Annotated in this window: 20 protein-coding genes; 4 read left to right on the forward strand and 16 right to left on the reverse strand. The window is 34.3% G+C overall.

Going from position 1 to position 22,227, the window contains the following annotated elements:
* Positions 1–100 precede the first annotated feature (100 nt).
* The 4 genes from M0D21_RS00005 to M0D21_RS00020 form a co-directional block, all read right to left on the reverse strand.
* Positions 101–427, reverse strand: coding sequence for a DUF4870 domain-containing protein (locus tag M0D21_RS00005; protein WP_248325303.1), 327 nt, complete (start codon positions 425–427; stop codon positions 101–103).
* A 51-nt stretch (positions 428–478) separates the two neighbouring features.
* The gene (locus tag M0D21_RS00010) at positions 479–1,732 is read right to left on the reverse strand and encodes a dihydroorotase (protein WP_248325305.1); all 1,254 of its coding nucleotides are present in this window, start codon (positions 1,730–1,732) and stop codon (positions 479–481) included.
* Entirely contained in the window at positions 1,729–3,654 is a 1,926-nt protein-coding gene (locus M0D21_RS00015; protein WP_248325307.1) for a vWA domain-containing protein, read from the reverse strand. Before M0D21_RS00015 ends, M0D21_RS00010 begins: the two co-directional genes overlap by 4 nt.
* Before the next feature lie 128 nt (positions 3,655–3,782).
* Positions 3,783–4,301 (reverse strand): porin family protein, encoded by a 519-nt coding sequence (locus M0D21_RS00020; RefSeq protein ID WP_248325309.1) that lies wholly within the window; start codon positions 4,299–4,301, stop codon positions 3,783–3,785.
* Between the two features lie 185 nt (positions 4,302–4,486).
* Here M0D21_RS00020 and M0D21_RS00025 point away from each other — a divergent pair, with 185 nt between their 5' ends.
* Entirely contained in the window at positions 4,487–6,043 is a 1,557-nt protein-coding gene (locus tag M0D21_RS00025; RefSeq protein ID WP_248325311.1) for an NAD(P)/FAD-dependent oxidoreductase, read from the forward strand.
* A 4-nt stretch (positions 6,044–6,047) separates the two neighbouring features.
* Here the strand turns inward: M0D21_RS00025 and M0D21_RS00030 are convergent, their stop codons facing one another.
* The 7 genes from M0D21_RS00030 to M0D21_RS00060 form a co-directional block, all read right to left on the reverse strand.
* Positions 6,048–7,253: a sensor histidine kinase gene (locus tag M0D21_RS00030; RefSeq protein WP_248325313.1), complete on the reverse strand. Its 1,206-nt coding sequence runs from the start codon at positions 7,251–7,253 to the stop codon at positions 6,048–6,050.
* Positions 7,254–7,493: 240 nt separating this feature from the next.
* Positions 7,494–9,335 (reverse strand): cytochrome-c peroxidase, encoded by a 1,842-nt coding sequence (locus M0D21_RS00035; RefSeq protein ID WP_248325315.1) that lies wholly within the window; start codon positions 9,333–9,335, stop codon positions 7,494–7,496.
* Positions 9,336–9,338: 3 nt separating this feature from the next.
* Positions 9,339–10,796: a PhoX family protein gene (locus M0D21_RS00040; protein WP_248325317.1), complete on the reverse strand. Its 1,458-nt coding sequence runs from the start codon at positions 10,794–10,796 to the stop codon at positions 9,339–9,341.
* A 221-nt stretch (positions 10,797–11,017) separates the two neighbouring features.
* Positions 11,018–12,220 carry a sensor histidine kinase gene (locus M0D21_RS00045; RefSeq protein WP_248325319.1) on the reverse strand — a complete coding sequence of 401 codons (1,203 nt, stop codon included), beginning with the start codon at positions 12,218–12,220 and terminating at the stop codon, positions 11,018–11,020.
* A 206-nt stretch (positions 12,221–12,426) separates the two neighbouring features.
* Positions 12,427–13,191 (reverse strand): TIGR02757 family protein, encoded by a 765-nt coding sequence (locus M0D21_RS00050; protein ID WP_248327245.1) that lies wholly within the window; start codon positions 13,189–13,191, stop codon positions 12,427–12,429.
* Between the two features lie 5 nt (positions 13,192–13,196).
* Complete coding sequence (locus M0D21_RS00055) at positions 13,197–14,078, reverse strand: ABC transporter ATP-binding protein (RefSeq protein WP_248325321.1); 882 nt, start codon at positions 14,076–14,078, stop codon at positions 13,197–13,199.
* A 54-nt stretch (positions 14,079–14,132) separates the two neighbouring features.
* Positions 14,133–16,565 carry a DUF5916 domain-containing protein gene (locus M0D21_RS00060; RefSeq protein ID WP_248325322.1) on the reverse strand — a complete coding sequence of 811 codons (2,433 nt, stop codon included), beginning with the start codon at positions 16,563–16,565 and terminating at the stop codon, positions 14,133–14,135.
* Positions 16,566–16,722: 157 nt separating this feature from the next.
* Here M0D21_RS00060 and msrA point away from each other — a divergent pair, with 157 nt between their 5' ends.
* The 3 genes from msrA to M0D21_RS00075 are packed head-to-tail and all read left to right on the forward strand — an operon-like array spanning position 16,723 to position 18,235.
* Positions 16,723–17,265 (forward strand): peptide-methionine (S)-S-oxide reductase MsrA, encoded by a 543-nt coding sequence (gene msrA, locus M0D21_RS00065; RefSeq protein ID WP_248325323.1) that lies wholly within the window; start codon positions 16,723–16,725, stop codon positions 17,263–17,265.
* Between the two features lie 7 nt (positions 17,266–17,272).
* The gene (gene folE / locus M0D21_RS00070) at positions 17,273–17,869 is read left to right on the forward strand and encodes a GTP cyclohydrolase I FolE (protein WP_248325324.1); all 597 of its coding nucleotides are present in this window, start codon (positions 17,273–17,275) and stop codon (positions 17,867–17,869) included.
* Between the two features lie 57 nt (positions 17,870–17,926).
* The gene (locus M0D21_RS00075; protein ID WP_248325326.1) at positions 17,927–18,235 is read left to right on the forward strand and encodes a hypothetical protein; all 309 of its coding nucleotides are present in this window, start codon (positions 17,927–17,929) and stop codon (positions 18,233–18,235) included.
* On the opposite strand, the gene M0D21_RS00080 is transcribed toward M0D21_RS00075, so the two are convergent.
* The 5 genes from M0D21_RS00080 to serC form a co-directional block, all read right to left on the reverse strand.
* On the reverse strand, positions 18,232–18,753 hold the full coding sequence (locus tag M0D21_RS00080) for a DUF6787 family protein (RefSeq protein ID WP_248325328.1): 522 nt from the start codon (positions 18,751–18,753) through the stop codon (positions 18,232–18,234). The two genes, M0D21_RS00075 and M0D21_RS00080, sit on opposite strands and share 4 nt — an antisense overlap.
* 29 nt (positions 18,754–18,782) lie before the next feature.
* A complete protein-coding gene (locus tag M0D21_RS00085; RefSeq protein ID WP_248325330.1) occupies positions 18,783–19,286 on the reverse strand; it encodes a DUF6146 family protein in 504 nt (167 codons plus the stop codon).
* 22 nt (positions 19,287–19,308) lie between these two features.
* On the reverse strand, positions 19,309–19,947 hold the full coding sequence (locus tag M0D21_RS00090) for a DUF937 domain-containing protein (RefSeq protein ID WP_248325332.1): 639 nt from the start codon (positions 19,945–19,947) through the stop codon (positions 19,309–19,311).
* 173 nt (positions 19,948–20,120) lie between these two features.
* Positions 20,121–21,071 (reverse strand): D-2-hydroxyacid dehydrogenase, encoded by a 951-nt coding sequence (locus tag M0D21_RS00095; protein ID WP_248325333.1) that lies wholly within the window; start codon positions 21,069–21,071, stop codon positions 20,121–20,123.
* Between the two features lie 62 nt (positions 21,072–21,133).
* Positions 21,134–22,198 (reverse strand): 3-phosphoserine/phosphohydroxythreonine transaminase, encoded by a 1,065-nt coding sequence (gene serC / locus M0D21_RS00100; RefSeq protein ID WP_248325335.1) that lies wholly within the window; start codon positions 22,196–22,198, stop codon positions 21,134–21,136.
* Positions 22,199–22,227 lie beyond the last annotated feature (29 nt).

Consider the following 22,227-nt stretch of genomic DNA (forward strand, 5'->3'; position numbering starts at 1 on the left):
GCTATGTTGGTAGTTAAACCTAACTTTTTGAAGTGGAGTCCTAAAACAAATCCATAAAAAAAATGAAAATGCGAGCAATTTGCTCGCATTTTTTATATTATCAAATACTACTAAACCATTTTTGAAAGTAGGGGCCGAGAATAGGAACCGTTTTTTGCTCTTCTTTAAAAGCAGTAATTAATCCAAACCCCCAAAGCACAAAAATAAAAATGTAAAATGCAGAGGAAATAGGCCATGAATCAAAAAAAGTTACCATTGCTCCAATTACATAAAATGAAATATTGATACCCAGAGCTTGCCTAATATGAAAACTTGCAAATTGATTTTTATGCTCGTTATTCATAAAATAGGCTATGATAGTACCCACAATAGTAATGTAGGCTACTATAGCTGGAGTTTTTCCCTGTTTTGCATAATCTGATTGCATGTTGTAAAATGGTTTAAAAGTTGTTTATATAGTGATTATGATAACTTGAGATTATTTTATAATCATTTTGTTGTTTGATATAATTCCGTAAACAGAACCTTTAACAGGTTTGTTTGTAAAAGCACTATTCTTTGAGGTAGAAAGAATATGCTGTTGTTCAAAATTCATGTGGCCATCGGGATTAAATAAAGATAGATTGGCTAAGTTACCCGTGTCGATTTCGGTAGGTTTGATGCCAAAAATGGTTTTACCGTTGGTTAAGACGTGTATGGTTTTTTCTAAACCAATAGCATTTTGCAATACTCCAAATGCACTTTCTAATCCAATTGTACCATAACTGGCGTTATCAAATTCAACATTTTTCTGTTCAATATCCATGGGACAGTGATCTGAAGTAACCATGTCGATAGTTCCATCATGTATTCCTTCTAGTAATGCATTTACATCTTTTTGTGTTCTTAGCGGAGGTAATACTTTATATGCTGTATCAAAAGTTGCTAATTCTGAATCGGTTAGGGTTACATTGTGAACTGTAGTACTACAACTTACTTTTAGCCCTTTTTCTTTAGCTTCCCGTATAAGTTCAATCGATTTTGCCGTCGAAATCGTAGGAATGTGTAGTTTTCCTCCAGTATATTCAAGTAAAAATAAGTCTCTTGCTATTTGCAGCGTTTCAGCGATCGCAGGAATACCTTTTAGCCCTAGAAAAGTACTTTGTTCTTCCTCATTAACCATTCCTTTACCAGCAATTTTATTTTCCTGAGGGAAGGAGAGGACAAGTCCATCAAAATTCTGTGCATATAGCAATGCGATCTTTAGTAAATTAGGATTTTGGATCGCTTTTTTATAATCTCCAAAGGCAATTGCTCCAGCATTTTTCATATCGAACAGTTCTGCCATGTCTATACCTTCAGATTTGTTGGTCAATGCTCCTATTGGATAAACGTTCACTGCATGATTTTGAGATTTTGCCATAAGAAAACCTACAGAGGAGCTGGTATCTGTTACTGGTAATGTATTTGGTTGCAGGGCAACACCAGTAAAACCACTTTTAGCAGCTACATCTAAACCATGTGCTATAGTTTCTCGTTCTTCATAACCGGGCTCTCCAAAACTTACACTACTATCAAACCAACCTTGAGAAACATGCAAGTTTTCTAGTATAACTTCTTCAACATCGCTGTTTGAAGTAATATTAGATTCAATTTTTGTAATTGTACCGTTTTCTATAAGAATGTCAACGGTTTTACCATGATAAGGTGATGCAGGATCAATTATGGTAGCAGCCTTTAGTAAGAAGTTCATTTCAGATATTTTAATAATAATATTTCGGTTAGCAGAAATATCAGCGCAAAAATAACAAACCATTTCCAAAGTTCATTCACACTTGTCTCTTCTTTTATTTGACTCATAAGATCAGAAACAGATTCACTAACCTCATAATTATTGGTAGAAGAAAGATTATAATATTGCAAATTACTTTCAGAGCTATCATAGTTATAGCTTACATGTTGAATTACTTTGTTTTTATCTTGTAAACTATAAATTCCTGAAGTAGTAGGTACTTCATTTGTTGTAATTCGCACTTTGGTAGATAAGCTTTGTTGTAATGGGATAACACTTTCTTTTTCAGAGACAAGAGTTAATATACCATCTTGCCCCAATGATACGGGAACATCATAAGTGTTAACGCTTCCAATGGTGTAGGATATATCGGTTAATTGTAAACTTTGCTTCCCAATGTTGTACAAGACAGGTACGATAAGGGGAGAGTTTTTGAAATTTGAATTTTCATTGTTTAAAGCAGCTGTAAATGAATAGATACTTCCTGTTTTATATAGGAAAGGACTATTATCTTCATAAGAGAGTATAATGTTGGAAGCATTTGCCTCATATAAACTATTCACCTTTGGGTATTGGAAGTTACTCACTTGCTTGTCAAAAACACCTACAAACAGTGGGTGAGAAAAGTTTATGTTGGTGATTTTTTTCTCCTGATCAATTTTTGCGAGTAACACCTGAGAAGAAAAAGAGTTTATAAACTGCTGATAAGAATTTAGATTTCCTTCATTTGAAGGAATAAAACAAACGCTACCTCCTTGTTCTACAAAGGGCTTAATTGTATTGATAAGCGATATAGGAATTTCCTTAATTTCATTAAAAATAACAAGGTTTGCTGTCGCGATATCATTATAGTTTAGTGATTCTAAAGAATTACTTATAAGGGTAAATTCATCTGGTGTGAAAATGTTTTTTAAGAAACTATCGTTCGATTCATTAATGGCTACTACCTTTATTTTGTCAGGAGTGTTAATAGTGAAATATCTAGAGTTGTCGAAGGTAATACCAGGATCTTCGATGGTAACACGGCCATTGATTTTGGTGTTTTCCTGAATATGAAATTCAGTTGGTGCATTATCATTTTCTGGTATAGAGACTGCCGTTTTTGCAATAAGCTTATCATCGTTATATAATGCAACAGAGATATTTTGTGCATTGGTGTCTGTATTACTAAGTAGTACTTTTAACTTAAGCTCATTATCAGAGTTTTTATGTAAATATAGGCTGTCTATAGCAATGTTTTGCTTGCTAACGGGTTCCAGATGTACCAAATGTGTTTTGGTCTGGGTATCGGCAGGTATAGAAAAAGCATCCTTTTTCTGTTGAAAGTCAGAAACCATAATAACCCTTTTGATAGTTTCCGGATCATTCTTTAATAACTGTTTTGCTTTAAGATAAGCTGCGTTGTAGGGTATTTGTTTAGAAGAATACTCTAGTTGAAGCAAATCATTTTGAATATCTTTTTTTGAGATGTTAGTAAAGGTTTCAGTATTGGTAAAGAGGGAAAATGTTTCTTCTTCTGGAATGTCATTTAAAATTTCCTGTACAGCTCGTTTCAACAAAGGCCCTTTGGATCCTTTGGCCTGCATACTAAAAGAATTGTCTAAGTATATTACCGTTTCACTGCGTTTCCCCACAACATCCTCTTGAGCAGAATAAGGTTGGGCAAAAGCAATAATAATTGCGGCAAGAATTAATAATCGTGTAATTAAGGTAAGCCATTTTTTAAGTTGGGAACTTTTGCGAGTTTGTATAGTAACCGCTTTTAAAAATTCTACGTTTGTAAAATCAACCTTTTGGAAACGCCTTAATTGAAATAAATGCACCAGAATTGGAATGATTAAAGCAAAAAGAGCATAAAGGAATTCTGGGTGTTTAAACTGCATTCGTATTTAGAGTTTTTCAAATATACTATAAGATTTATGAATTCATATTTTGCTTTAACGAATTTTAATATTCATCATAAAAAAAGCGGAAGTATAACTTCCGCTTCAACTTATTATTTATTGTTTTCTTAGAAAATATAATATCCTACAGAAATCTGGAATGCAGAGTTTTTAGCTTCTACATCATCTATAACGTCTGTTAAACCAAAGTTGTAACGAATCTGTCCGAAAAATCCGCCAAATTCAACTCCAGCACCAACAGCACCACTTAAATCAAAGCTTTCAGGTTCACCAACTTCGAAATTGTCGTTTACTACAAATCCAAACTGTGGTCCAGCTTCAACACTAGCAATACCAGCAAACTTAAGTTTGAATAAAACAGGAAGATTCAAATAGTCGATGTCTGTATCTTCAATTCCCTGTGCAGAGTAAATAAGCTCAGGTTGAATAGCAATAGTTTCCATTAAACTAATTTGAGCTACAGCTCCGATGTGATAACCAGTTCTTCCATCTAGGTTATCATTTACATCATCACCATTAAGTGTTGCAAAGTTCACACCACCTTTGAAACCAAATTTAATGTCTTGAGCATTAGAGGTAAGCGTGAATCCGATTACGGCAATCGCTAATAAAAATAGCTTTTTCATAATTGTAAATTTAAGGTTTGTTTAATCCAAATATAGGGACAAATACCTTAACAAAAGGTTAAACTAATAAAAAGTTACTGTATTTTCGGTACTTTACACTCTTGTAAAATGTGTTTTTGACCAGACTTTGCAGAAGGGTATAATGTTGTATATTCGCTGAAATCTTAAAAAATAATAAGATTACTTTGCAACACGAATTTACCATACAAGTATCTCCAGAAATTGCGGCTAACGATTCGCAATTAAAGAAAACTATTGCCAAGCGAAATGCGATTGAGGTTGATCAAATAACTCACCTTCAAATTTTAAAAAAATCTATAGACGCCAGGCAAAGAGCTATAAAAATTAACTTAAAAGTTAAGGTTTATGTGCAAGAACCTTTTGTTGAATCTCCTATTGAATTACCTGTATATCCTAACGTAACAAATGCCCCAGAGGTTGTGATCATTGGTGCAGGACCGGCAGGTTTGTTTGCAGCATTACGCTGTATAGAGTTAGGATGTAAACCTATTATTCTGGAGCGTGGAAAAGACGTGCGAGCAAGAAGAAGGGATTTAAAAGCTATAAATAGAGATCATGTTGTTGATCCTGATTCTAATTATTGTTTTGGTGAAGGAGGTGCAGGTACCTATAGTGATGGAAAATTATATACTCGATCTAAAAAAAGAGGAGATGTACGACGAATTCTTGAGCTTTTGGTAGGTTTTGGTGCTACAGATCAAATTTTGGTAGAAGCTCATCCCCATATTGGAACGAATAAATTACCCGGCATTATAGCCTCAATTCGAGAAAAAATCATAGAACATGGGGGAGAAGTACATTTTAACACTCGTGTAGTTGATTTTGGAATAAAAAATTCCCAAATCAATGAGGTGATTTTGGATAATGGGAGTTCTATTGCTGCCAAAAGAGTGATACTGGCAACAGGGCATTCTGCAAGGGACATTTTTGAACTATTGTATCGTAAAAGCATCAGTATTGAAGCAAAACCCTTTGCTTTAGGGGTAAGGGTTGAACATTCGCAACAATTAATAGATCAAATACAATATTCTTGTAAAAGTAGAGGACCATATCTACCTCCATCTCCTTATAGTATTGTAAAACAAGTGAACGGTAGAGGCATGTATTCATTTTGTATGTGCCCGGGAGGTGTTATAGCTCCATGTGCTACTAGTCCGGGAGAAGTAGTTACCAATGGTTGGTCGCCTTCTAAACGAGATCAACCTACGGCTAATAGCGGTATTGTGGTAGAATTGAAAATAGAAGACTTTAAAGATTTTTCATCATATGGACCACTAGCCGGAATGTATTTTCAAAAAAGTATAGAACAAAAAGCATGGCATGTTGCAGGAGAAACGCAACGAGTGCCTGCACAACGATTGGTAGATTTAGTACAAGGGAATGTTTCTATAGATCTTCCCGAAACTTCCTATAAACCAGGGCTAACAGCCACCGATATGGGAACGGTATTCCCAAAGTTTATTCATGACATTCTCAAAAACGGGTTTCAAGCTTTTGATAAGAGTATGAGGGGATATCTAACGAATGAGGCAGTAGCTCATGCCCCAGAATCCCGAACTTCATCACCTGTTAGAATACCAAGGGATAGAAAAACTTTAGAACATCCTCAAATTAAAGGATTATATCCTTGTGGAGAAGGAGCAGGGTATGCCGGAGGTATTATTTCTGCGGCAATAGATGGTGAAAAATGTGCAGAGGCCTGTGCAGTAGTAAGCCAATAAAAACTTAACCTCTTTTAATACTAAAATGGAAGGTAGTCTGGATTTTTTCTTCAGAGGTCACACCAATAGTACCTCCAAGTTTCTCCACAATCTTTTTAACGGTAGATAGACCAATACCATTTCCTTTGTTACCACTTCTATCTGCTATACCCGCGGTTGTGAATAGGTCGAATATAGTTTCAATCTTATCGTTTGGAATTCCCATGCCGTTATCGGTAATTCTAAAATAGTAGTATTTATCGTCTTGAGACGTTTCTATCGAAATAATGATTTGGTCTTTATCATTATATTTAATACTATTTCCGATTAAATTGAAGAAGATTTGCTTTAATGCAGATTTATTACATTGAATTAAAGGATTGTTCTCTGGAAATGTAATATTGAAATCTGGTTTAATACTTAATAAATCAACGATTTCCTGTAGCAATACATTTAATTCGAATTCTTCTGGTTTATTTTTAAGTAAATTTTCACTTTCATAATGATCCAGTACATCATTAATGTAGCTACTCATAGAAAAAGAGGATGTTTTGATATATTCAAAATATTCCATACTCTCTTTGTCTAGTTTTTTACCAAGCAAAAGTTTTAAAAGATCAGTAGTCGTTATAATATTGGCAAGAGGCATTTTTAAATCATGAGAAATAACCCTTGCAAACTCTCTTAATGACTCATTCCTCTTTTTTAATTTTTGTTGAACCTTTTCTAGGTCATTATTCTTTTTATTGAGTTCAAAAAGAATAGTGACTTGTTTAGCCAGGGAGTTAAGAGATTCCAACTGCTTTTGAGATAATTCTCTAGGTTCACAATCCATCACGCATAAAGTTCCTAGGGCAAATCCATTTTTGTCTACCAGAGGAATCCCTGCATAAAAAATGACAGGTTTATCTTCTAATCGAATGACATCTTTATTAAATCGTTCATCTTTTCTAGTATCTTTTACGATAAGAGGTTGTTCTGGATTAAGTATCGCATGAGAGCAAAGAGAGTTGTTACGTGGTGTCTCACAAATTTCCACTCCGTTTTTAGATTTAAACCATTGGCGATCTCTATCAACCAAAGAAATCAGTGCTACTTCAGTATCGCAAATAAAATTAGCTAGTGCTGTAATCTCATCAAATTCTTTCTCGGTTTCAGTATCGAGAATATCTAATGCTCTTAGGGCCTCTAATCTAAAGTTTTCATTTATGGGTAAAGCAGGTGATATCATTCTTATTGTTGAATTGATTTGCGTGCGAACAATTCTTAATAAAATTAACAAAAATTAACCAATTATGATACTATTATTTGGCTTATATGCTAATTTTTGTGTATTAACAGTAATGCTTAAGGTATAAACCCTTATAAATAAGTGATAACGCTATTTTATCTTATAATATTATTAACGTTATCACTTATTGAGGTTAAATTTTAAACTAACTTAGAATGATAGCTTTTATTAAAAACTTAGTTAGTTTTTGATAGCCAAATCTGGCGAATTGTCAAGATTTTGATCCTCTAAAGATCTCATAAAAGCAATAATATCTTGCAGTTCCTGATCGGTTAAATTTAAATGGTCAGGAGGCAATGTTTGATATTCCTGTTCGATACCAATTCCAGATCCACCTCCGCGATTATAAAAATCGACAACTTCTTCAAGAGTAGTATAAACTCCATTATGCATATAGGGTGCTGTTTTGCTTGCATTTCTTACTGTAGACGTTTTGAAAAAGTGTTTTCGTTCTGGGGTATTATAAACATAATATCTGCCTAAATCTGGACTAATTTTAGCATTAATGGTATCATTTTTATCAGGAACACCAATTAATTCGATTTCAGACTCTTTATAATCTGGAGGAACTGTACCATTAAACAGCGGAGCAAAATGACAGGTTGCACATTTTGCTTTTCCATTAAACAGATTAAAACCATTGATTTCACTTTGAGATAAAGAGTTTTCAAGATCGTTTATATTTCGATCAAATTTTGAAGAAAAAGGGTTTAGATTTCTCACATACGATGCAATGGCATTTCTAATGTGAGCATTACCGATGTCTTTGGTATTAAAAACTTCTTCAAATTGTTTGGTATATACACTGTCTTGGGAGACTACCTTTTTTAGTGTCTCTAAATCGGTATGAAATTCGTTTTCATTCTTTACTACAGAAACTATTTGTCCTTCCAAGCTTCCTGCTCTTTTATCATAAAAGAATGCTTTTTGTAATCCTGCATAGAATAGAGTAGGAGTATTACGAGTGACACCTGCTCCAATTTTAAGGCCATCGGTAAACGCCTTATCGGGGTGATGACAGGTAGCACAACTCATTTTCTTATTCGAAGAAAGATTTGCATCATAAAACAGTTTTTCACCGAGGTCTATTTTTTCAGGGGTTATTTTTCCGGAATTTCTATCTGAAAAATAAGCTAGATTAAATGTTTGGTCAGAGAATAAGGATGTAGCATTATTTTTTATGGCTAATTCAAAAGGAAAACTAACATTCCAGTTGCTTACAGTTTGGTTCCATAGACCTAATTGTTTGTGAGTATGGTTTTTTATAAAATCATACCGATCAAACGTGTTAAAATCTCCTGATAAATCTGCTATGGTAGCTTCTATTTCGTTATTCCATTGTTCGAATAACTTAGGGTCTTTAAATTCACTTTTGTAGATAGCAAGAGATTGTTTAAGACTGTTGTAGACGATTCTTGATTCTTCAAGAGAGTTTTCCAGCATTGGAGAATCAAAACCTGTAATACCGGTTAATGCAACTCTTATAAAAGCTTTTCTAAATATCCACAAGAAGTGATATGGTTTTAAATGGCTGAAATTGGTGTTACTTTTTACCAATATGAGTCTGTTTAGCATTAGGTCTGCATGTTTTTTAACTATGGCAGCATCCATTTTGTCGGCATAGATTTCTTCTTCTAATACTTGATATCCACTTGGGTTTTTAATTTTTATATCAGTAAAATCTTCTTCTTCAATTTTTAAAATATTTGGCTGATTTAAAAAACCATAATTTTCGACATCAATAGAGGAGAGGACTGGCTCGATTTTCTTAAAATACTTTCTGGATTGTAGGTAAAAGTCCTTTGCTCGCTCGGTATTTTTAGAAATACTGTCCAGATAATTAATCGCCAATAATATATCAGTGTTGAATTGCTCTTTCATTTGTACGGTATATGGCAACTCTGCATTTACTACTGCTTTTTCACCTTTATTCCTTGAACAAGATGAAATAGATAAAACACCAAAGAGGCTTATTATAAAATAAGCCCCTTTGGTATATCTTGATAGATGATTATTGATCATATATTATCTCTCTAATCCTCTTACTACATATAACATACTTCCTTCCTTACGGCTATTTGCCAAGTCAGGGTTTGCTGTAGGGTCTGTAAATGGAGTTCCATCTTCTCTTTCCCACCCGTGGTTTTGAGTGATAAGTAAGAAAGTTTCATCAACTCCGATGGTTTCAGAAATATCGATCATTCCAGTGATTTCCCAGGTTCTATCTGCTGGTCCGTAACCTAATGAAGCAGCTTTTAACTGATCACACTCTAGTACAGTTTTTAATGCCCCAGTATTTAGATCATATTGATATAATCTTGCATAGTGGTTGGCAGCTGGCTTAGAAATTCCGTTAGGATCTTCCTGAATGTATGCGTAGTTTTCTGTCACTAAGATGTTATCTGGGCTATGGAAAGCTTCAGCTTTTCCTCCTTCAACATCTCCGTCAAGTACGCAAACAATTTTACCAGGTCCAGATGGGTTTCTAGGGTTTAAAATCACTTTGTAGATTCTTCCTGCTAAAGTACCTTTTCCGATTAAACCATCTTTTTCTCTTCCCGTAACTGCAAAGTATAGTTCTTGCATGTTCTTTCTAGAACCTCTTCTCCAGTCTAAATCTTCTAATCTAGAGAATCCCATTACTCCTTTTTCTTTTGCTTCCGCATCAAGTAAATCGATATCTCTTTCTTTTAGTTCTACGAACTCCATGTCATAGGCTACACCTTCTTTCATGTCTACCTCATAAGTTACATCTGGTGAAGTAACTTTAAGACCGTATAATTTTCCGTTTTCTAAGTCTCCATGTCTTCCAACATACATTCCTAGTTGCCCTGAAGGAATTTCATTATTACTATTGTCATCACCAATAAATACTACAGTTTTACCAGGATAAGCACGCATATGAAGCGCTACAGCATTTTCTGTAGACCATTGCCCCATTGCGGGTAACATTCTAGGTGCAGAAGCCTCTGATGCATCTCTGTAAGGATCGGTTGCAAAAACTCCTTTTGAGTTTCCTCCCCATTCTCCACCAGAAAGGTAAAGAGGACCAAAACCATGTTCTTTAGGAGTGATCATAGAACCAGAACATTGCGCTGTATTTGCTGTTGCTACCGCATTAAGAATATGTTCTCCTTCTACAGGCTTGAAAGTTTTGTCTAAAGTGATTCTTGCTACAGAATAATCTGCTTCGATATTGTTAATTAAAGAGAATGTACCATTCTTATTACGTAGTAATCCGGCACCATCTGCCATAGAACCATAAGTAAAGTTAGGTATATACGTATCCTCTGAAGAAAGGATATTATAAATTTCGACATCAGAAAATTCTGGAGTCTTTTCTAATAAAACAGGAGAAATAGAGTGGTTTTTGAATTCAATGTCTCCTGTAGGAGGTTTAGGGTTACCTGTAAAGTCATCAACATCACAGGATGCAACAACAAACGCTGATGCAAGAGCAGCAATTATAAACTGATTTTTCATGGTTGTGTGAGTTTTTTTTGTTTTCACAAATTTAGTTCAAGGTGCACCTGAACAACTTTACCACCATGTTTAATGTTTATTAAAGAAATATCATCCCAATGTTTAGAATGTAAAGGAATCATTACTCTTTAGAATGAGTCTAAACATAATACAATACTTATTGGCTTTTGAAGCCTGATTTTGTTGAACTTAGTTATTTTGATCCTAGTAAAGAGAAACTTTTACCCTTTACAAACCGAAAATCTAAATTCGCTACCTATGCCAATTTCGGAGTCAATATGAATATCTCCCTCCATAGAAGTGATTAACTTTTTTACCGTAGCTAAGCCTATACCACTGCCTATATTACCTTCACGGTCTTCTTTACCTAAAGTAGTAAATAGATCAAAAATCTTTGATTTATCATTTTCAGAGATTCCGTTTCCATTATCTTTTACAGAAAAGATATAATGACTACCGGTTTCCTGAAAGCTAATAGTTATTTCTATAAAGTCCTTTGAATTGTACTTTACAGCATTGGTAACCAAATTGAGAAACACCTGTTCTAGAGCAATTTTGTTGACTCTAATGATTTTTGAGGTCTCAGGATATTGAAAATTCACCTCAGAACCAGCTGTACTTAGTTCTTTTATATTTTCAAAGAAGGATTTTAAATCAATTTCCTCTTTGCCTTTGTCTATAGTTCGATCACTTTTATAAAATTGTAAAAGGCCATCAATATAATCACGTAGAGATAATGACGATGTTCTCAAGTAATTTAAATACTGTTCAGACTCTTGGTTTAAATTACCTTTATTCTCTTCTTTCAGGAGTTCGGTCAACATTACGATGTTTGATAGAGGAGATTTTAAATCATGAGACACTACGCTTGCGAACTTTCTCAGATTTTCATTGCGTTCTTGTAAACGCGTGTGAAATTTTTTGAGTTGAATATTATTATATTTTTGCTCATATAGATTCATCACTTGCTTCGAAAGATCTATCATAGCACTAATTTGCCCATCATCTAATTTTCTGGGTTTATTGTCATAAATACATAAGGTTCCAAGTTTAAATCCGTCATTATTTTCCAGAGGAACTCCAGCATAGAAAATTGCACCATGTTCTTCTACCAAAGGGTTGTCATGAAACCTTTCATCTTTACGGGAATCTTCTACAATCATAATCGGCTCTTCGGAATTTATAGCATGGCCACAAAAAGAAATTTCTCTGGGGGATTCGTTAAAAGGAATACCATGGTGAGATTTTAAGAAATTACGGTCGTTATCTAACAATGTAATTAATGCTATAGGAACATTACAGATATAACTTATTAATCTGGTAATGCTATCGAAACTTTCCTCAGGCAAAGTATCTAAAAGGCCATATTTTTCAACAGCTTTTTGCCTTTGAAATTCATTTGTCGGAATTTTAGGGGCTATCATCTTGTATTCCTTATTTAATTCAAAAATAAATGATCTACAAATGCAATCATTATGCCAATCATAAGTTTATCTTATTAAATGAATTGATATTCTTATGATAACGTAAAATTAGACGATAAATTAAAGACTTGCTAACATTATATCTACTTAAAGAATAGTGAATTAATAAATTTTTATGATTTTTTGGACCTATTTTTAGTCCGTACCTAGAATTTTTCGAATACGCCTAAGCCAAAAAGGGCATAATCGTATTTTACGGGATCTATGGGGTCTAAAATTCTCAAGTTGTTATCAAGTTCAGCTAGGGCCTTACCATCATTTTGTTTTCTTTTTAGTAATCCTAATTTTCTGGCCACGTTTCCAGAGTGTACATCCAGGGGACAGGAGAGTTTGGACGGAGAAATACTGTTCCAAATCCCAAGATCTACACCAGCTTTTTTATTACGTACCATCCATCTTAGAAACATGTTAATTCTTTTAGCGGCAGAGTTTTTAAGAGGATCACTTACATGTTTTTGAGTTCTTGCAGGGTGTGGAAGAGAAAAGAATTCTTTTTTAAATTCGTGAATAGCATGTTGCAAATTCTCTTTATCTGCATAACGTGTATAAAAAGCTTCCATATCCCCATAATTTTGATACAAATTACGTAGTGCTATAATAAAATAAGATAGATCATTATGATTAAACGTTCTATGAACAAAGCCATTCAGTTTTTCTATATCTTCCTCGGTATGATTCATTACAAAATCATAAGGAGTATTACCCAATAGATTCATAAGTTTATGGGCATTGGTGAGAATACTCTTTCTATTTCCCCATGAAATTGTTGCGGTAAGGAACCCCGAAATCTCTATATCTTCTTTTGTTGAGTATAAATGAGGAATTTGTATTGGATCGGTTTCTATAAACTTTGGTTGTTCATAAAAAGCCGCTTTTTCGTCTAGAAAATCTTTAAGCTCAGCTTTGGCTATTTTTTTCACGTATCTTTTTCCTGGTTAATTATATTACCATCTACCATAACTAATTTACGATCTGCCATATCTGCAAGCTCCTTATTGTGGGTTACAATAACAAATGTTTGTCCAAATTCATCTCTAAGCTTAAAAAATAATTTATGAAGATTCTCGGCAGCTTCACTATCCAAATTACCCGATGGTTCATCTGCAAAAATAATTTTTGGGTCATTAATTAAAGCTCTGGCTACAGCTACTCGTTGTTGTTCTCCTCCAGAGAGTTCACTTGGTTTGTGATCATAACGATGAGACAAACCTAAAAAGTCCAAAAGCTCTTTCGCTCTTTTTTCTGCTTTTGCCTTTGATGTTTTTTTAATTAGCGCCGGAATACATACATTTTCTACTGCAGTAAATTCTGGTAATAATTGATGAAATTGAAAAATAAAGCCTAATTGCTCGTTTCTAAAGATAGACAGACCTTTATCTCTTTTATTTTTTCTTAAAAATTTTCGTATGCCAAAAAACAAAACCGGAATCAAAAGTAAAATTCTAACCACTGTTTTAACATAATCGTCTATGATATCCGGAGAAATAAACCATGAAATAGGTAGGAAAATTACATAAACCAAAAGAGAAAAATAAAGTAAATTTGAATTTGTTTTAGATTTTTGATTTTCGTTTTCTTCTGTCTGAAGCTCAAAAATATCTGTTTCATTAATGATCAAAGAGGAACCTTCTTGTATATCCGGTTTGTCTAGAGTACCCAGGATTTGTAAAAGTGTAGTTTTACCAGCTCCAGAAGCACCAACAATAGAAACAATTTCACCTTTTTTTATATGAAGATTAACACCTTTTAGGACATGTAAATCTCCATAATTTTTATGAATGTTATTTGCTTTAATCATGTATTATTTACTTACAAGCAGTGAAAGTAATCAATATCCTATCAATCGCCAAGATTATCCCTTGGAAGAACGTTTTAAATTATTCACATCTAAGAAATAAACGATTCGTAAAGACAACGTATGCTGTATGGGCTGATTAAAAAGATTGTCTAAACTGTCTGTATAATTTAGCGTTGAGAATTCATCTTCATTAAAGATCTGATTGCGATAGAGTAGAGTCGCTTCACTACCTGGAGCAAACCTCCAGTTAAAGCTTAAGTCAAGATTCCAGATATTAAAGTTTCTATTCGGATCATTTTCTGAAGTATCATAATCTATCTGACTTCTGGTACCATCTTCATTAAGAACAAAGAAGGTATCTTCAGAATAGTCTGCCGTACTCCAAAAGTTTCTAAACCTCAAATTTATGGCCTTGTAAGGGTCAAAATTATAACTCGCATTTATAGAATTCTCTATGGTGGTAATATCCCTTTGTCCCAAAAAGACATCATTATCATCATTATCAATATACCCAAATGTCTTTTCTCTAAAAGAATAGTCGGTGCTCCAGATAACCAAAAGTTTATCAGAGAATCGGTATCTAGGAGAGATATTTATACCATAATTTTGTTGAGGATCTGCAAACCAGTTTCTATAGAAGGCCCTTAGGTCTAAGGCAAATTTCTTTCTAAAATCAGATGAAATCCACATATTTCCTCCCAGATTTTCGCTGTAAGTCACGAATCTTCCATCTACTCTTGGTTCAAAATAATTATCGGTATCAGAATTATAACTAGAGAAACCTCCAAAGGCAAAGCGCTCTCGCGTTACAAAAAACCAATCTGCACCTATCGTATTTTGTGTTTGTACACTAGGGTCATAGAGCCTTCTGTGCCGGGCAAAAACATTGATTCTATAATTATTGAATATTCCTTTGGGTTCAAAAATTTGATAGGACATATTCACTCTGAAATTGTTGAAGTTATTTCTGAAATTAACACCTAAATCATTTACGTCATAGGTTTTATTGGCTAAATCGTAACCAAATCCGTATCGTATCTTACCTTTTATCCTGTCAAAGTCAATTTCAGTAGCAAATCCAGCAACGTTATCGTCTGGTAAATTTAACTGACTTACAATAGTTCTACCTGTAAATCTGTAGGAGTTGGCTTTATTTGCCAGGTTCCATACTAAACCTGTAGCATTTGCATCTCTAAAATCACTACCACTTCGTATTACGCTGGTGTTTATTAATGAGACCGAAGAGTTTTTGTTAAACTGTTGATCAAGTACAAAAATATTGTAATTGGTTATAGGCTCTACAGTTTCTTTTCTAACCGTACCATTTATAGTGTCTGTAATAGCAACCTCTGTTTTTTCGGTAATCGCATTAAATACTCCTATACCCAAATTTCCTTTGGTTCTACCAGAGATTTTTAAAGCATTGAGCAAATTTACTTTTGAGGGGTTATCTTCGGCAACCTCATTCTCTTCAAGATCATCATCAGATATAGAAGTAGAAGGTCCGTTCCCAACTCTTCTAGAGAAAAAGATATCACCTTTATTAAAGAGCTCGGTACCTTCTGTAAAAAACTGTCTGTTTTCGCCAAAAGTTTGTTCAAAAGGCCCTAAATTAAGTCGTACTTCATCAAAAGCTGCCTGTCCAAAATCTGGAATTAACGTAGCATCCAAAGTAAAACTGTCACTTAATCCATATTTCACATCCATACCTGCACTAAAATCGGTTTCAGTATTGCCGTCTTCTGTAGCAACTAAACCTTGTAAAAATGGGAAAAAAGTAAGTCTAACCGGAGGGTTAATGTTCTTAACCCCTCTCACCAAACCATTGTATTGGGTTTGTTGGCCAATTTCTCTATTTATGAAGTTCCAGGTGTGTGTTTGGTTACGTTTTTGCAATCTTCGGTAAAAATTAATGCTCCAATCCTGTACTTCGATTTCTGGAAACCGTAGCGCATTATATGGGATTTTAAACTCTGCATACCAACCTTTATCATCATAGGAAACCTTGGCATCGAAAACCACATTATAGCTGAAGTCTTCGTTAAACTGATCTGCTCTGGCATCTCCAATTGTTCCTGCACTTGTGATAAAAAAACGAGTTTCATTAATGCCATCATTATAGGTATTTATGGCAATACTAAAGAAATCTGCCTGTACAAACACATTATCTCTCTGGCTAAATTGTCTAAGAATTTCATCAGGCTTATCATCATATAAGTAGGCCGCAAAATAAACAGCTTTATTATCATAAGCCATTTTTACTTCAGACTTTAAATTTTCGGGAACTTCACCTTCATTACCTGGTTGCCACATGTTGAAGTCACCATAGGCAGGTAAGTTTTGCCAGACATCGTCATCTAGAATACCATCAATTTTTGGAGGGGTAGCAATTCTTTCAGCCGTAATTTCTTTTTTATCCTGGGAAAAAGAAACTACTGCAAAACATAAAAATAGCACACTTAATTTGGAGCGTAGTGTTGTATCCATAGATTGTAATAAATTCCTTACTTTTTTCTAATTCCTTACAAAACTAGGATTGTAGAAAGATTCCCGGTACTAATGAAAAGTTAAAAAGTGACAAAAGTGTTTGGTATACCTTTATTTTAGTTGAACTAAAAATTACTTTTAACAAAATTATAGGAAAATGAACGATAAAGTTGCAGTGTTGGCAGGTGGTTGTTTCTGGTGTACTGAAGCAGTTTTTCAACGCATAGAAGGGGTGAAAGATGTAATTTCTGGGTATACTGGTGGAAATATCAAAAATCCGGCATATAGAGAGATAACTACAGGAAGAACAGGTCATGCTGAAGCCATAAAGATTGTTTTTGATGATAATATTACAAGCTATAAAGAACTATTAGAAATATTTTTTGCTACTCATGATCCAACTACCTTAAATAGACAAGGTGCAGATAGGGGTACTCAATATCGAAGTGCAGTGTTTTATATCGATGAAGATCAAAAAATGGTAGCAGAAGAATTGATCTCAACATTGAATGATCAGAACATTTTTGAAGCTCCAATCGTAACTGAAATTACCGAGTTAGGTGCATTTTATAATGCAGAAGATTATCATCAAAATTATTATAACCAAAATAGTGAACAGGGCTATTGTCAATTTGTAATTAATCCAAAACTTAATAAATTATATACTACCTTTAAGAGCAAATTAAAAAAAGACATTTAGAATTACCATGCCATATAAGAATTTTGAAGAATATAACATAAGTGTTACCGAAGAAGTAAAAGATAAGTTTAAATCTATTATTGGAGATTTAGGAGAGGATCTTGAAAGAGATGGAATCTTAAAAACACCAGAACGTGCTGCCAAAGCGATGTTGTTTCTTACCCAGGGATATCATCAAAACCCCGAAGAAATACTTAGAAGTGCTATGTTCAAAGAGGATTATGATGATATGGTAATAGTAAAAGATATTGAGTTGTATTCGCTTTGTGAACATCATATGCTTCCATTTTTTGGAAAAGCGCATATTGCTTATATTCCAAATGGTCATATTGTTGGTTTGAGTAAGTTACCAAGGATTGTTGATGTTTTTGCAAGACGCCTACAGGTACAGGAAAGACTTACTCATGATATCTTAGAATGTATAAATGATACATTAAAACCCAAAGGTGTAGCAGTGGTTATTGAAGCTTCTCATATGTGCATGATGATGAGAGGGGTACAAAAACAAAATTCTACTACTACAACTTCTGGTTTTAGGGGGCAGTTTGAAAAAATTGAAACCCGAACAGAATTTTTACGTCTTATTTCGGCCGATTTGGCATAATTTATTTTGGAATACTATTTGCTTTATTTCAATAGAGATTTAACCTAAATAACAAATATGGCAAAAGAAAAATACAAAAAACTTGCACTAAGCTTACTTTTTGATGCACTGGGAATGGTGACCTTTATTATACCTATGATAGGTGAATTTGGTGATGTAGTATGGGCCCCTCTGGCGGGATTCCTTATGACCAAGATGTATCAAGGAAATGTAGGAAAAGCAGCAGGAGTTTTTACTTTTATTGAAGAAGCACTACCTGGATTTGACGTAATACCAACATTCACCATTATGTGGTTATACACTTATGTGTTTAAAAAGGAAAAAACCGAAGATACCGAGGACTTTATTGAAGTAGATGCTTCCTAATCTTTAAAAAATCGGGCAAACCCCATTCGGGATAACATTTTCTTTTCGAAGTTCCAGAAAAACTTGAATTGACCAAAAAGCCATCCTACAATTAAAAGGAGTACTTGATACACCGGGAAAATTAGTAGAATTCTAATGGGCCAATAGATCCAACCATTTGTAGTTTCTTGTTGAAGCCCAATAAATGAGAGTATCGGGTCAGAAACCCTTGCCGCGGTAGATCCTGTAACGGCAAAAGCAATAAAAATAGCTATGAGTTCCCATCTATAGGTAACTTCCCATCTTGATTCGAGAATGTTAAATAGTTTTAGTGTAATAAACAATAGGGCAGTGGTACAGAAAATTGTAATAGCTGACAATAGTCCCAGGTATGCAGTTTCATCTGGTGATACACCAAACCCTTTGAGAAGTGATTTACTAATCAAATATCCTGAGAAAGCTAAACTTAATAATCCCAGAGTTGGGAACAATAATTGCCAATTTGCCTGTATTTCCCAGCGATTTTTAAATTTTTGCATGGTGCAAAAATAAATAAAATATAAAGAAGTTAGTACCTACGTCCCCTGCTAAATGAAAAATTTTGTTGGTATCGTTGCTGAAAGTATAGAAAGTAATGATATAGCAAGTAATTCACCTCATAACCATAATGAATATGAGGTTCATAGTTTATTTGTTGGATATACAAATCGGGTCTAAAACGTTGCGGTTGTAAAACTCTTTGATTGTATTCCACAACAAACTGTTGATTTCTAACCTCGAGAAACTGTTCTCCAAAGTATCCTCTGGGCCTTTGTGTTACCAACCACTGATTGAAACCTGGTTCTATAATAATAATTTCGTATTCCAGACTATCATTTGCAATTCTAAGGGTGTCAGACACTTCATCTTTTACGTTGTCTTTGTATGAGATGTAGTTATTTACATTACCGTCTTTATTTGTAGCGCAACTTAATACAAATGAACTGATGATAACTATGTATAGCAATTTCTTAATGTATTCCATATGAGTAAAATACAAAAAAGCCGAAGAATTTTCTTCGGCTTTAACCATTATTTATGATCTTTTCGTTTGCTTATTTTCCGAACAGTCCACCAAGAAGTCCACCAAGTCCTCCTTTTTTGCTTCCGCTGCCACTCAACAACATTCCTGCTACGTCATCAAGGATGCTGCCATCACCATCTGCATCTAAAAAAGATTCAATTAGAGATTGTTCTTTCGAACCTCTTTGAGCACCAGACATACTGCCTAGAAGACCAGATAAGCCATTAGCATCGCTAACGTTGCCTTGAGAAGCTTGTTTTCCTAGAACTCCCATAAGGATAGGGGCAGCAACCTTTAAAATTTCTGCTACCGACCCTGCATCTATTCCAGATTTTTGGCTAAGTGCATTTTCAACAGCAGGTTGCTTACTTCCAAGGATGTGCCCTAGAATTCCAGCACCATCATCGGTTACGCTTTGATCTACGCCACCATCAAATAGACCTCCTAAGTTATCCAAAATACCACCTGTATGTTTTCCAGAAAGAGCGCCTAACAACCCTGAAGCACCTTCAGGTGTAGAAGCATTACGCTGCATAGCACCCATTAAAACTGGCATTGCCATACTTAACAAGTCGCCTGTTTTATTTGCAGGCTGCCCTGTTTGAGAACTAACTCCGTTTATGATTTGTCTACCCATTGGGCTATTTAAAAGATCTAAAATTCCTGACATAGTTGTATTATTTAATTTTACGTATTTAAATTTACGCCTTTTAACTTTATGATCTATAATTTGTATATATTTTATTTTCTGTAAAAACAGATGAAATACAGTTTTTGGCGATTAAAAACAAAAGCATCGTTTTCATATCGAAAACGATGCTTTTATATGATAAAAAGTATATCTTATTTTAAAATAGAAATAATTTGTTCAGCTAGTTCCTGACCAATTCTATCTTGAGCTTCACCCGTTGCTGCTCCAATATGAGGAGTAAGAGATATTTTATTATTCATTAATACTTTTATAGCTGGACTAGGTTCATTTTCAAATACATCTAATCCGGCAAAAGCAAGTTTTTCATTTTCAAGAGCTTCTACCAAAGCTACTTCGTCTACCACACCACCACGTGCAGCGTTTATAACTCCAGCTCTGTCTTTCATTTGGGCAATTTCAGCCTTTCCAATAACATATTCTTTTTGTGCTGGTACGTGAAGCGTAAAGAAGTCTGCATTCTTAAGAACTTCTTCCTTAGTTACAGTCTTAATTTTAAAATTAAGTGACTGTCCATCATAAAATTCTAAAGGAATGTCTACCTCTTCAATGAAAGGATCATAGGCAATAACTTTCATACCAACTCCTATTGCAATTTTTGCAGTAGCTTGGCCAATTCTTCCTATTCCTATTACTCCAAGTGTTTTTCCTCTTAATTCTATACCGCCTCCATATGCTTTTTTGAGGTTTTTGAATTTACTATCACCTTCTAAAGGCATATTGCGGTTAGAATCATGTAAAAAACGTACGCTTCCATATAAATGTGCAAATACAAGCTCAGCCACAGATCCTGAAGACGCAGCAGGTGTATTAATTACATGTAAACCTTTTTCTCTTGCATATTCTACGTCAATATTATCCATTCCAACACCACCACGACCAATAATCTTTAGTGAAGAGCAATTGTCAATAATATCTGTTCTAACTTTTGTGGCACTTCTAACTAATAATACATTAATTTCATTCTCATTGATATAATTTACCAATTGATCTTGAGCAACCGTAGTAGTTAATACCTCGAATCCCTCTTTTTCTAGAGCATCGATACCACTCTGAGATACTCCATCGTTTGCTAATACTTTCATTTTTAATTTTTAAGTTTTAATGTTAAGAGCAAATTTGCATTTCACTTAACTATTAATGTTGGTTATGCTTTTCTCTCAAGGTCGCCCATAATATCGACCAATGCAGCAACGCTTTCTATGGTCATTGCGTTATACATGCTCGCTCTGTATCCACCTACACTTCGGTGTCCATTAACTCCATTTATTCCAGCTTCTTTCCACATCGCATCAAACGTTTCTTTAAGGTCCTCATTGGCTAATGTAAAGGTAGCGTTCATCATAGAACGATCCTCTTTTGCAGCAAAACCATTAAATAAAGGATTTACGTCAATTTCTGAATAAATTAGTTTTGCTTTTTTCTCATTTAATTCTTCAATAGCAGCAATTCCTCCTTTGCTTTTCAACCACCTTAGCGTAAGCATTGAGGTATATACAGCAAATACCGGAGGAGTGTTAAACATACTGGCTTTACCAATATGAACTTGATAATCTAGCATCGAAGGAATTTGTCTTTTTACCTTGCCTAAGACATCTTCTTTTATCACTACCAGAGTAGTACCTGCTGGTCCCATATTTTTTTGAGCTCCTGCATAGATCAAAGAGAATTTTGAAAAATCAAGTTGTCTTGAGAATATATCACTACTCATATCACATACCAATGGTACGTTAGTAGTTGGGAATTCATGTATCTGAGTACCAAAAATTGTATTGTTACTTGTACAATGAATATAATCTAAATCTTCTGGAACAGCATATCCTTTAGGGATGTAATTATAATTTTCATTTTTAGAAGAGGCTACTTCTACCACTTCTCCAAATAATTTGGCTTCTTTTATTGCTTTGGCACTCCAGCTTCCTGTATCGATATAACCAGCTTTGTTTTGTAATAAATTATAAGCTGTCATAAGGAATTGAGTACTAGCTCCTCCTTGCAGAAATAGAGCTTTATACCCTTTGCCTTCCAGTCCCAATAATTCTAGAGCGAGACTTCGGGCTTCTTCCATGATATCGACAAAATCTTTACTACGATGTGAAATTTCAATTATAGAAAGACCAGAGTTATTATAATCTAAAATAGCTTCAGAAGCTTCTTTAAATACTTCTTGTGGTAAAATGCAGGGTCCAGCGCTAAAATTGTGCTTTTTCATCGTAAATTTTGTTATTATTAATTATTCCA

Source organism: Aquimarina acroporae, assembly GCF_023195925.1.
GTDB classification, from domain to species: Bacteria; Bacteroidota; Bacteroidia; order Flavobacteriales; family Flavobacteriaceae; genus Aquimarina; species Aquimarina acroporae.

Bases quoted from the DNA above. Each gene is read 5' to 3' on its own strand.
- M0D21_RS00005 (WP_248325303.1), bottom strand. From the start codon at position 427: ATGCAATCAGATTATGCAAAACAGGGAAAAACTCCAGCTATAGTAGCC.
- M0D21_RS00010 (WP_248325305.1), bottom strand. From the start codon at position 1,732: ATGAACTTCTTACTAAAGGCTGCTACCATAATTGATCCTGCATCACCT.
- M0D21_RS00015 (WP_248325307.1), bottom strand. From the start codon at position 3,654: ATGCAGTTTAAACACCCAGAATTCCTTTATGCTCTTTTTGCTTTAATC.
- M0D21_RS00020 (WP_248325309.1), bottom strand. From the start codon at position 4,301: ATGAAAAAGCTATTTTTATTAGCGATTGCCGTAATCGGATTCACGCTT.
- M0D21_RS00030 (WP_248325313.1), bottom strand. From the start codon at position 7,253: ATGATATCACCTGCTTTACCCATAAATGAAAACTTTAGATTAGAGGCC.
- M0D21_RS00035 (WP_248325315.1), bottom strand. From the start codon at position 9,335: ATGATCAATAATCATCTATCAAGATATACCAAAGGGGCTTATTTTATA.
- M0D21_RS00040 (WP_248325317.1), bottom strand. From the start codon at position 10,796: ATGAAAAATCAGTTTATAATTGCTGCTCTTGCATCAGCGTTTGTTGTT.
- M0D21_RS00045 (WP_248325319.1), bottom strand. From the start codon at position 12,220: ATGATAGCCCCTAAAATTCCGACAAATGAATTTCAAAGGCAAAAAGCT.
- M0D21_RS00055 (WP_248325321.1), bottom strand. From the start codon at position 14,078: ATGATTAAAGCAAATAACATTCATAAAAATTATGGAGATTTACATGTC.
- M0D21_RS00060 (WP_248325322.1), bottom strand. From the start codon at position 16,565: ATGGATACAACACTACGCTCCAAATTAAGTGTGCTATTTTTATGTTTT.
- msrA (WP_248325323.1), top strand. From the start codon at position 16,723: ATGAACGATAAAGTTGCAGTGTTGGCAGGTGGTTGTTTCTGGTGTACT.
- folE (WP_248325324.1), top strand. From the start codon at position 17,273: ATGCCATATAAGAATTTTGAAGAATATAACATAAGTGTTACCGAAGAA.
- M0D21_RS00075 (WP_248325326.1), top strand. From the start codon at position 17,927: ATGGCAAAAGAAAAATACAAAAAACTTGCACTAAGCTTACTTTTTGAT.
- M0D21_RS00080 (WP_248325328.1), bottom strand. From the start codon at position 18,753: ATGCAAAAATTTAAAAATCGCTGGGAAATACAGGCAAATTGGCAATTA.
- M0D21_RS00085 (WP_248325330.1), bottom strand. From the start codon at position 19,286: ATGGTTAAAGCCGAAGAAAATTCTTCGGCTTTTTTGTATTTTACTCAT.
- M0D21_RS00090 (WP_248325332.1), bottom strand. From the start codon at position 19,947: ATGTCAGGAATTTTAGATCTTTTAAATAGCCCAATGGGTAGACAAATC.
- M0D21_RS00095 (WP_248325333.1), bottom strand. From the start codon at position 21,071: ATGAAAGTATTAGCAAACGATGGAGTATCTCAGAGTGGTATCGATGCT.
- serC (WP_248325335.1), bottom strand. From the start codon at position 22,198: ATGAAAAAGCACAATTTTAGCGCTGGACCCTGCATTTTACCACAAGAA.